7 protein-coding genes and 1 tRNA gene are annotated in these 11663 nt (G+C 42.7%); 6 read left to right on the top strand and 2 right to left on the bottom strand.

Translation table 11 applies throughout. The features are described 5' to 3' along the window. Positions 1–43 precede the first annotated feature (43 nt). A complete protein-coding gene (locus tag QVD32_RS11595; RefSeq protein ID WP_021891163.1) occupies positions 44–847 on the bottom strand; it encodes a glycoside hydrolase family 16 protein in 804 nt (267 codons plus the stop codon). Positions 848–1335: 488 nt separating this feature from the next. Continuing rightward, positions 1336–3882 (bottom strand): DUF5686 family protein, encoded by a 2547-nt coding sequence (locus QVD32_RS11590; RefSeq protein WP_008861875.1) that lies wholly within the window; start codon positions 3880–3882, stop codon positions 1336–1338. 213 nt (positions 3883–4095) lie between these two features. On the opposite strand from QVD32_RS11590, the gene QVD32_RS11585 reads away from it, so the two are divergent. From QVD32_RS11585 to QVD32_RS11560, 6 genes are all read left to right on the top strand, one after another. Next, a complete protein-coding gene (locus QVD32_RS11585; RefSeq protein WP_008861874.1) occupies positions 4096–4575 on the top strand; it encodes a CYTH domain-containing protein in 480 nt (159 codons plus the stop codon). 87 nt (positions 4576–4662) lie between these two features. Then, positions 4663–4749, top strand: a tRNA-Ser gene (locus QVD32_RS11580). A 747-nt stretch (positions 4750–5496) separates the two neighbouring features. Next, complete coding sequence (locus QVD32_RS11575; protein WP_008861872.1) at positions 5497–6090, top strand: RNA polymerase sigma-70 factor; 594 nt, start codon at positions 5497–5499, stop codon at positions 6088–6090. Between the two features lie 61 nt (positions 6091–6151). Beyond that, positions 6152–7132, top strand: a complete 981-nt coding sequence (locus QVD32_RS11570) for a FecR family protein (protein ID WP_021892415.1) — start codon at positions 6152–6154, stop codon at positions 7130–7132. Positions 7133–7384: 252 nt separating this feature from the next. Next, positions 7385–10777: a TonB-dependent receptor gene (locus tag QVD32_RS11565; protein ID WP_229033562.1), complete on the top strand. Its 3393-nt coding sequence runs from the start codon at positions 7385–7387 to the stop codon at positions 10775–10777. 11 nt (positions 10778–10788) lie between these two features. Next, the coding region (locus QVD32_RS11560; RefSeq protein ID WP_287710238.1) for a RagB/SusD family nutrient uptake outer membrane protein at positions 10789–11663 on the top strand (875 nt) is incomplete at its 3' end.

Here is an 11663-nt window from a genome sequence, read left to right as displayed (position 1 = left end):
GAGCTCTGTACAGAGCTCCTTTTTTCATCAGATATCTATCCCATTATTCTTTCTCTTTATAATAACGTACCCAATCCACGACCATTTCGACCGGCAAATCGAGCGTATCCACAGGACCTACCCAACCACCGTCCAGTTGCATATCGATCAATAGATAGTAAGGTTTCTTAAACGGGAATTGCAATTCGTCACCCTCTCCCGTATCTATGCGCGGATAAGTAAAGGTGCGATTTTCATTGATAAAGAAAACAAGGCTATCGGGATACATTTCTACGGCATACACATTATAATCATCGGGATTAATAGTTCCTTTTGAACCGTGACGCGGGTTACGTGTCTGTTTTCTCTCGATCGTATAAGCGGTATGTATCGTTTGATAAGCAATCGAATCGTGGTTCAAACGCTCCATGACATCGATCTCTCCGGCCCACGGCCACTTCCATTGAGCCTCGTCACAAGGTTTGAGCCAAATAGCCGGCCAAGCTCCTTGCGCACCCTGCAATTTAGCTTTCACTTCGAGACGGCCGCCATGAAATCCTCGTTTATTCTTGGTATATACACCCCCGGTAATATACGGAGCAGTATCATTTTCGAGATCGGTATTCACAATACCTTTCAATACCAAGTTACCATCTCGCATTTCATAACAAGCCTCATTGTCCGACATATGTCGAGCCCATTCAGGATTAGCCCTCGGAATTTTAGACCATGTTGCCGTGTCGAAAGAAGTACCATTGAAGTCATCTTCCCACACCAACTCCCATCGAGACGAATCTCCCGAGGAGACACACGAAATCAGCCCGCCTAAAAATAAAGCAAGCCACATCCATACAAATACTTTTCTCATAAATACATCTTTTAAGTTAAATCGCAAAGGTAACACAAATAACCACAAAACGCAATTAAAAGGAAAAACGATTCAGTAGAAAATTCGTGGGAGTAGATTTGAATTTTAGAATCTCTCCTCAGAAACTGTTGTTTCCTCGGTTTCTCCCCTATTGTGCCAACGCAACACAAGGGCGAAGGCCAAATACAATCAATCTATCTCATTCGCTAAAATAATGTGACAGAAGAGCATTATCCCCCTTCTTTTACCATATCCCATAGCCTTGCAGGGTATCTCAGCTTTCATTATCGGAGATATTTTAAACCTCCTCTGCCGTGCCCCGCAGCATTACGGGGTGTTTTGCTCAGCAAAATATAGGGGAGGTGTCCGTAGGACGGAAAGGTTACAAAAATGAAAACAAGACGGCAAACGATTCCCCTAGCCACGCCATCGTTTCGACCGGGCAATGCACTATCACAAATCACAAAAAGAGTCAAGAGAAGCTACCCTCAAAACGAAAAATGCAAGGCGATACGTACCCCGCCTTTGCTCACGTTCGGACTTTCCCGATAGGTCAATCGCCATACATAATCTACCCGCAAAATGGTAAATATATTATCGAGACCTACACTACATTCCATATAGGGCATTTTATCCATTTCGGTACTACCCTTCGGGAATACGAATAAATCTTTATTATACAGTGGATTATTCTTCTTGCTCAAACTACCGTACAAACCTCTGAACGCAAACACCTCTCTCAATTTCATATATTTCAATAGAGGGATACGATTGAACAAAGCTCCGTTTGCATAATAAGTAAAATCCCACGACACATACTGGTCGTTGATAAATTCGAGAGCATTCATCAAAGCATATGATTCCGGTTGAATCGTATAAGAAAGATTCGCATTAGGAAGTATCAACATAGGAAAAGGAACTTTGTCCCATACCTTTCCGGCCTTCACAATAGCATCGAAATAACCGAATGCCGAAAACCAAAAACGTTTCTGAATCCCAAATTCGGTATGATTATATGAATACTTGCTGCCCAAGAAATTTTTGAAAGCAAAATTATGAGAGAGTGTCAACACGGGAGCATCCAAATTGATTGGGAAACGTTGGCTTTTCGTTTGGTAAAATTTTTCATTGGGAGCGAAGCGCAATTTCACCTCAAAATTGGTTTGCATATAATCCTTTATCTTTTTACCATATCCATCGATAAAAGCGATACGGTCGGTCGCCATCTGCTGTATCTCGTTACGAATACCCAAACCGAATGAAAAACCGCCCTTTCGTTCTTGCAAATAAGACAACTCGGTCTTTCTTAAATAAGTAGCTTTATTATCACCCTTACGTTTCAAAGAAAGGAAAACATTGTCTTTATTCGTGTACAGATAATGCTGTCCCAATTGGTCTATGTCGTACGAATGGCTCAGCTTGATAGAATTGATGGGGAACTCCCGGGAATGAAATTTCTTCTTATTGAACGAATATTCTACTTCGCCCGAATATTTAACCTTTTCATCTTTGGTTCCATAAGCCACATAACCGCGAGCAAACCAATGTGGATTTAGTTGGGCGGTGGTTAGTCCACCTATTCTGAAACGAGCTCCCTCTATTTCATTTGCACTAATAGTCGTATTCATCGGCCCGAAATCGAACTTACTATCTTTCCCTGTTTCTATATAACCGCTGATTAGTATTCCCAAAACTTTCTCCGTATAATAGAACACCGGAACCTCTCGTAGTCGAGCTAAAAGTTTATCTACGGCATTCTCCTTTTTCTTTACTGGCACATGACGATTGTCTACCCAGAACTCTTCCGGTTTTGCCTGAGCATCCACTTCTACTTTCTCCCGACCTTCAAAATCATAAACCGACAAATCGTCGGGAGGAGTAAAGGTAAATTTATCATATGTGGTCATACGCCTTGCATACAATCCTTGCGTGGCAGGCATAATCCGGAACTCTATAATGGCATCGTCTTTCGTTTTAATACGCGTCCCGTCTTCCAAACGTTCATAATCCTGTTCGAGATACATATTCTCGACATAATTAAGATTGATATCCCGAGGCACGTTCAACTTCACCTTCTTGATAAAATAGGTCGAATCTCCTTCGGGCACATAAATATGACCTGTAAAGCCGAACGACTCCGAATTAAACGGAACAAAGCCTAAATCCACGCATTTCACGCCGTCTACCAGAATCGTATCTAATAAATAATACTTATAAAACGAAGTACCTATGTTGGACAAAGGGCTCACGAATCTATTATTCAACAGAGTAATATCATTCCTGAAAATATCGATTTCCCGGAATAAATCCTCACACAACATTTGCACGCTTTCTTGGCTGAATATTTCGTCGATTCCTGCCCGCTTAATACCGGTCACCACAGATTTCTCAGTTTCCGGGCTGCGACGATAATAATTCTCGGCGATCTTCTCCTTTATCGAAACAGTCAGAATAGGTTTGCCCGAAACCTCCGAAGTATCGACATAGTCAAAAATAAATTGGAATTTTTTGAAAAGCCACTTTTTCTTTTGTTCCTCCGAAAATTCATTCAGGGCAAAAGTCATCTTTTCATACTTTTCATAATTATAAAAATCGTGATTTTTCGGATCTCCTACGTGGCGACGCTCTATCAATTTTTTTACAAACTCCACTGCCGGATTATTTTTCTTACTGTATTTCTCCTTTTTCGGTTTCACGACCACCTCTTTCAAGACATAATCCGATGGAACCAAATCGATAACCAAATCATTCTCGGCTCCTTTCTTTACAAAAACCGTCTTCTCTCGATAACCCAACGTAGAAAATCGAACATTGAGAAAATTATCACGTACCGAAACGGCAAACTTACCGTCATCGTCCGTCATAAGTCCCTTATCGCTCCCCACAAAAAAAACAGAAGCATAAGATATAGGCTCATGGGTTATGGAATCTCGTACTATCCCCTTTATCACTGTCGCCTTTTGTGCCGTAGCCGAAATAGGAAGTCCTATAAATAATAGGCAAAGGGTTAATACCACATATATCTTTTTTGTCATAAAAGTCTCACAAACTGTATATTATAATTGGTCCCGATATTCGATTCTCTCGAATTTTCAAAATGCAAAAGTACAAAAAAACTGTCGGCTCTCGGAGTTTTATTATCTTCACTTTATGGGTTTAACAATGTTTAATAATGTCGGGATTTCTATTCTGCTTCTTAAACCAAATAAATGTACTATATTCGGCATTCTATTTATATATGTTAAATCATGAGTGCCGAAATAGAACGCAAATACACAGTAAAAGACCAGTCATACCGACAAGAATCAATCGAATGCAAATATTATAAACAAGGATACATCTCAATCGATAAAGAAAGAACCGTGCGCATACGAATTTCCGGGAATAATGCATTCATTACTCTCAAAGGCGTTACCACAGGTTGTACCCGTAAAGAATTCGAATACCCCATTCCGGTAGCCGATGCTGCCGAAATGCTCGGATCACTCTGTCTTCCTTCAATCATCGAAAAGAAAAGGTACATTTATCCCTATGCCGGACACAAATGGGAAATAGACGAATTCATGGGCAATAATGACGGACTGGTTATTGCCGAAATCGAGCTAAAATCAGAGTCGGAACAATTCGATTTACCTCCTTTCATAGAAACAGAAGTTACAGGCGACCCCCGCTATTACAATTCCAATCTGGCAAAACACCCCTATAAAACATGGAAAGAAAAAGAATAGTCAATTTGTTTTAGTTTTTTTTACAATTAAAATAATCTCTACTCGATTCTTTTCTCTACCTTTGCCCCTCGAAAATAATAGACCATTGGAAAGATGCCGGAGTGGTCGATCGGGACGGTCTCGAAAACCGTTGTACCCTTACGGGTACCGAGGGTTCGAATCCCTCTCTTTCCGCAAGCAAAAAGCGTAGTACTTTTATAATAAAGCATTACGCTTTTAGCATTTTAAATATACACAATATTTGAGTTCAGTAGATAATCAGTAAGGATTGTGGCTCAGTCGATAATTAACGGGGATTGTTCGTGTATATTCCCCTATTGCTAACACAGTTCGCCGTAACGCTACGGGACACGTCAGGGGAGAAAGGAATATATCCGGTATAAACAGACTGATACGATGGCGTTTTCAATCCCTCCGTCACTTCGTGACACCTCCCCTATTGCTAACGCCACACCCCGTAATGCTACGGGGCACAGCAATGGAGAAGTTTAAAATATTAGTGCTTTTTAACCCTCTCCCTCCTACCGTACCCCGTAACATGGCGGGGCATTTTGAATAACATCGGAGCAGAGGCGAAAGGGATATACATCTCACACTCTCCCCCTGTGTTTTGCGCAGCAAAATATAGGGGGAGTGCCCGCAGGGCGAGGGGATCAATACAAACAAAAACTCCCCCCAAATACATCGCCTTTATTTGGTGGTTAAGATGCAAGAAAATAGATGGAAAGTATACTCATAGCAAGGGGTAACCTTTTTACTGCAAAAAACTTATGAAATCTTTCCAACCACCCTCATTCATTAACATTAAAGTCTATCCCCACGGATTTTCTGCTGAACCTTAAAAACACTCCTCATAACATTCGGGTATTCGCAAATAAAATTCATTACATTCTTTTTCTTTATCCAAAATAAAATATACTTTTGTCAAAAAACAACACGGAGCCTTCCTGCTATACCATGAATCTTGAATTAGAGACATACCATCTAAAAAGACTTATCGAGGGAGATACCACATCATTCGATGCTATTTTTATACACTACCACCCTATTGTGCTCCGATTCCTTGTTGGCTTCATCAAAGACAAAGAACAAGCACAAGATATCGCCCAAGATATTTTCTGTAAACTATGGATATCGCACGACCGGCTCGGGCATATACAATCACTGAAATCCTATCTTTTCAAAATGTGCCGTAACGCTGTATACGACTCATTCGACAGACAAATAACCGAACAAAACTATCTATCCCATTTGGAAGAAACAGCCCCACAGTCTACCTCGGTCGAACACGAAATATACGCCAAAGAGCTGCTTAGCCTCATGGACGCGACCATCGCAAGTCTGCCGCCGCAAAAGAGAACCATATTCAACATGAGCCGAAAAGAAGGCCTATCCAACGATGAAATAGCCCTTCGACTGAACCTTAAAAAGAACACAGTCGAAAAGACCATCAGTTCCGTATTAACACAACTCAAAAAAAACATGTTAGCCGCCTTGCTTTTTCTCATTCCTTAAATAAAGTTAACGAGCAGGAAGTATTTCAATAGATATCCGTCTCCTGATAAAAGACGGAACCATGAATAACATTATACAAAACATAATACATAAATTTTTTAACAACAGCCAACCCTCAACCGACGATATACTTTTCAAAAAGTGGCTGCTCTCCCCCAAAAACCGAGAAGAAAAAGATCAAGCGATTTCAGAGATATGGGACTCTTGCCAAAACGAGACACCCGATGCATTTACATTATCCGAACTAGAAACATTCCATCGAAACAACTTTTTGCCGGGAAAAAGGGCCAACTTCCGCAGCACTATCTATAAAGCCGTTGCCACCATACTGCTTCCCATTTTGGGAGCCCTTTTCACTTGGTTGATACTCGACACACCCCAAGATACCGAACAACTCATCGAATGCTTCGTCCCCAAAGGAGAAAAAGCAAAGCAAATATTCCTTCCAGACGGAAGCGAGGTGTGGGTTAACGCCGAATCCATACTGATTTACCCCAACACATTCAAGGGCGACACCAGAACCCTGTTTCTCAATGGCGAAGCCAACTTCAAAGTATCCCGCGACAAAAAAAAGCCCTTCATCGTAAAAACTGCGACTCTCGACATCGAAGCATTGGGTACTACATTCAATGTAGAGTCATATAGCAACTCTCCACAAACGATAGCGACACTCGAAGAAGGAAAAATAAAAGTCTCGACCAAAGACTCCATACCGCATGAAACCATACTGTCTCCCAACGAACAATTCATATACGACCGCGACACACATTCACGCGAAATAAACATAGTCGATGCCCAAAGACTCTCAAATTGGAAAGAAGGACAACTATATTTCAAAAATGCGCCCTTCGGGAAACTGGTAAAAACGATCGAAAGAAAATACAACGTAACGATTCTTTACGACCAAGAAAAATACAAAAACAACAAGCTCACTGTAAAATTCGACCACGACGAAACGATAGACGAAGTATTATCCATTTTGGAAGGGATACTGCAAAACATGAAATACAAAAAAAATAACGATATAATATTCATCAACTAAAAATCGACACCAATGAAAAAAAGAACCGGAGAAAACCACCCAAAACATTTTCTCCGGTTTGAAATCAGAAAAACACCTTACATTGTGACATCAATTACAGTATTTATCTAAAATCTAATGCACAAAAATATGAATTTAAAAATTAAAACCAGCGAATCATCTAAAAAGAATTCGCTTAAAATTGCTTTTTTATTATGTTTTCTTATCTCCGTTCAATTCGTTTTTGCCCAAAATCAAACAATCGATTTGAATATGACAGATAAGCCTCTATCCGAAATATTCAAATCGATAGAAAAACAAGCCGACATCTCCGTTGATTTTGACGAAACGCAAATCAATATTCATCAAAAAATATCGGTGAACATCAAAAACAAAAAACTCACCGATGCATTATCGATGATTCTAAGCCCCTTAAAATACAAATACGCAATACAAGGGAAACATGTAATTATAACCAACGAAAAAAACAGACAAAAGTCCGAAAGTATCGTGGGATTCGTAAAAAATCCGAATGGCGAACCGCTCATCGGCGCATCCGTATTGGTTAAAGGGACAAACAATGCCGTATCGACCGACATCGACGGACGGTTTCACATCAAAGCCACCCCGAAATCCCGATTGGTCGTTTCATACGTGGGACACAACACACAAGAAATTGCCGTCACACCGGGCATCACAATGAACATCGAGCTGTCCGAGAAAGCCAATATTATGGACGAAGTTGTAGTCGTGGGATACGGTACGCAAAAGAAAGCCAATTTGATCGGAGCTGTCGGATACACCGACCACAAACAGTTAGAAAAACGCCCTGTCAATAATTTAGGACAAGCCCTGCAAGGTGCGATACCCAACTTGAATATCTCATTCGGCTCTGGAAAACCCGGAGAAAAAACCCGCATGAACGTCCGGGGATTCGCATCCATCAACCAAGAATCCAAACCTCTGATCCTAATCGATGGTATGGAAGGAAACATCGATAAAATCAACCCTCGTGACGTCGAGTCTATTTCGGTTCTTAAAGACGCTTCTTCGGCTGCCATCTATGGAGCCCGGGCTCCTTTTGGAGTGGTGCTGATCACGACAAAGAAAGGTGAGTCGGGTAAAACCCAAGTGAACTACAACGGAAGATTCAGCTTTTCAAAACCCACTACAAGAACCGACTTCTTAACCACAGGATACGATGCCGCCATGCTCGTTGACGAATTCATGCGATCATACAACGGTGTCACCTACACCCGTTTCACTTCCGATGACTACAAAGAATTGGAGGCAAGAAGATTTGACAAAACAGAGAATCCCGAAAGACCCTGGACCGTCGTACAGAACAGAGGTGGTGTAGAATCCTATATGTACTATGCCAATTTCGACTGGTACAACTATTTGTTCGACCAGTCACGCCCCACTTGGGACCACAACCTCAGCATCTCCGGCGGGAATCAAAAAATAAACTACCTGTTAAGCGGGAATTATGGGACACAAGACGGTATCTATCGACAAAACACCGACAAACTCCGAACAGCCAATTTAATGGCAAAAGTCAGTGCGGATGCCTACAAATGGTTAACAGTCAAATTTATGGCTCGCCTATACGACTCCAAATATACGGCTCCCGGTGTAGGGCACGGATACAACATTCCTAGCCTCACTTTCCATGCGATGCCCTATCTGATGCCTTATAACCCCGACGGAACTTGGGTTTACCAAAATCCCATTCAAGCATCCGGCCCCAGCGATGGTATACATATTCTGATTGGAGACGGAACCACCAAGTCGATAGAGGAAAACCGATACATGACCTACTCTTGGAGCACCATATTCAAAATCATGAAAGGGCTGACTTTCACTGCAAACTATAACTTCAAACACAGTACCACCGATTACATGGAGCGCTCCACTCAGGCAAAATACTCCCAATACCCCGGTGTCGAGGAAGTGGCACAAGCCTCTTGGTTCTCAAACAAACTGATCCAAGAGTATGAAAAAAGTTTCTACCACAGCGTCGATGCCTATCTAAACTACGACAACACGTTCAACTCGCATCACGTATACGCTGTGGCCGGATTCAACTATGAGCAAAACCACTACAAACACCATTATGCCACAAAACTGAATATCCAGTCCGACGAACTGAACGACTTCAACCTCGGTGAAAAAGGAAAAGACGTGACAGTACAGGGAGGACAAAGCAAATGGGCCTTATTGGGTTACTTCGGAAGAATCGGATACGACTATGCCGGAAAATATCTGGCCGAGTTCAACATACGATGGGATGCCTCTTCTCGGTTTCCCAAAGACCACCGAGCCGGACTCTTCCCCTCTTTTGCAGTAGGCTACCGAATGAGCGAAGAAGCATTCTTCGACCCCATACGCAAAGTATTCTCTAACTTTAAGATACGACTCAGCACCGGATCTCTGGGCAATCAAGCCATATCCGACTGTTATCCATACATACAAAAGCTGAATATGCAAGGCTTGGGCGGATATCTCATGAACGGCGAGCCCGTCACCTATGCTGCCGTCTCGGCTCCTCCCTCGGGAAAACTCACTTGGGAAACCGTTATCCACCACAATTTGGGACTCGACCTCGGATTCTTCGACAATAGGCTCAACCTCAGTGCCGACCTGTTTATCCGCGATACCAAAGACATGTTGGTTCCCGGGAAAATGCTCCCCGGCGTATACGGTGCGACTCCTCCGAAAGAAAACGCCGCCAACCTGCGCACAAAAGGATTTGAGTTGGCAGTAAGCTGGTACGATCAATTCAATCTTGGAAATAAACCGTTCAGCTACAACCTGTCTTTCGGGCTATCCGATAGCAAATCGGTGATTACAAAATTCGACAATCCCATGAAAGAATTCGCAAAATCGAGCTACTACGAAGGTATGACCATCGGCGAAATCTGGGGTTACAAAATCGATGGCCTTTTCCAGACTGACGAAGAAGCAGCCGCCTATGCCAAAGCCGTAGACAATAGTTATGTCTGCGAAAACATATTCGTTACGGCGGTAGGCGACTACAAAGGACTACAAGCCGGTGACCCCAGATATGTAGACATCGACGGAAGCGGTCGCATCGACGACGGTGAAAAAACAGCCGACAATCGTGGTGATATGGTCATCATCGGTAACAAAGAACCCCGATATCTCTACAACGCCAACATCGGACTCAGCTGGAACGGCATAGACATCTCGGCCTTCTTTCAAGGAGTCGGTCGGCAACACCGCTATCCCGATGGAAACAACATGATGTTCTGGGGAGGTTTTGCACGACCCTATTCCTCTTTCGTGCCCGCCAATTTCTTGGACAACGTCTGGTCCGAAGAAAATCCGAATGCCTATCTCCCCAAAATCAGAGGATACGCCGCACAAGGCAACCGCTCGTTGGCTCACAAAAACGACCGATATCTCCAAAACATAGCCTATTGCCGATTAAAAAATCTGACCGTAGGCTATACCCTACCCACAGAATGGACCTCGAAAATTAAACTCGACCGGTTAAGAGTATATTTCAGTGGAGACAACCTATTCACTTGGACAAAACTGAAATCAGACTATATCGACCCCGAGCAAATCACAGTAAACAGCGACGCCCGAACTTATCCTTTTTCCAAAGTATTTTCATTCGGACTTGATATAACTTTTTAACCCCTATCATCATGAAAAAGAACATTATATTATATAGTTTCATTGCCCTTTTATCGGGCACTGCCGGTTGTTCCGATATGTTAGATGAATACCCTCTCGATGCCATATCCCCGGAAACCTACTACAACAACGCCGATGAATTACGCAGTGCGACCAACCAATTCTACGGAATGTTTCCCGGTGCGGCTTCGGGATATACCGAATCGGCCGATGTCGTTTGCATATTCAATCTACCGGCCGAAGTACAGGGTATACGCACCGTGCCCACATCTGGCGGAGGCTGGAACTGGGAATACCTCAGAGCGGTCAATTTCTATCTAAGCCACTCGGTGCGCTGCGACGATGTCGATGCAAGAGAACATTTCGACGGTATAGCCCGCTTTTTCAGAGCATATTTCTATTTCGAAAAAGTGAAACGTTTCGGCGAAGTGCCCTGGTTCGACAGAGAGCTTTCTTCCACCGATCCCGAATTGTTCAGGCCACGAGACAGCCGCGACTTTATCATGGATAAAATCCTTGATGATCTCACTTATGCCATCAATAACATTTCCGATAAAAAAGACCTATACAACGTAACCCATTGGACCGCCTTAGCCCTCAAATCGAGAATATGCCTGTTCGAAGGAACATTCCGTAAATATCATGGAATTCCCGGTTATGAAAAGTTCTTGAACGAATGTGCTACGGCTTCCAAACTGTTTATCGACAATGCCCCCTACGCCATCTACCAAACAGGAGCTCAACCCTATCGCGATCTTTTCTCCTCGATGAATGCCATCGAAGAAGAAGTTATATTAGCTCGTGACTACGACCGGTCTCAAAATGTTATGCACGAGGCAAACGCAAATACATTGTCCCCCACCTACGGACGTCCCGGCATGAACAA

It is taken from the genome of Barnesiella sp., assembly GCF_022723415.1.
Lineage (GTDB): Bacteria > Bacteroidota > Bacteroidia > Bacteroidales > Barnesiellaceae > Barnesiella > Barnesiella intestinihominis.
Note: the sequence above shows the minus strand (reverse complement) of the source record. Positions and strands in the feature narration are given on the sequence as shown.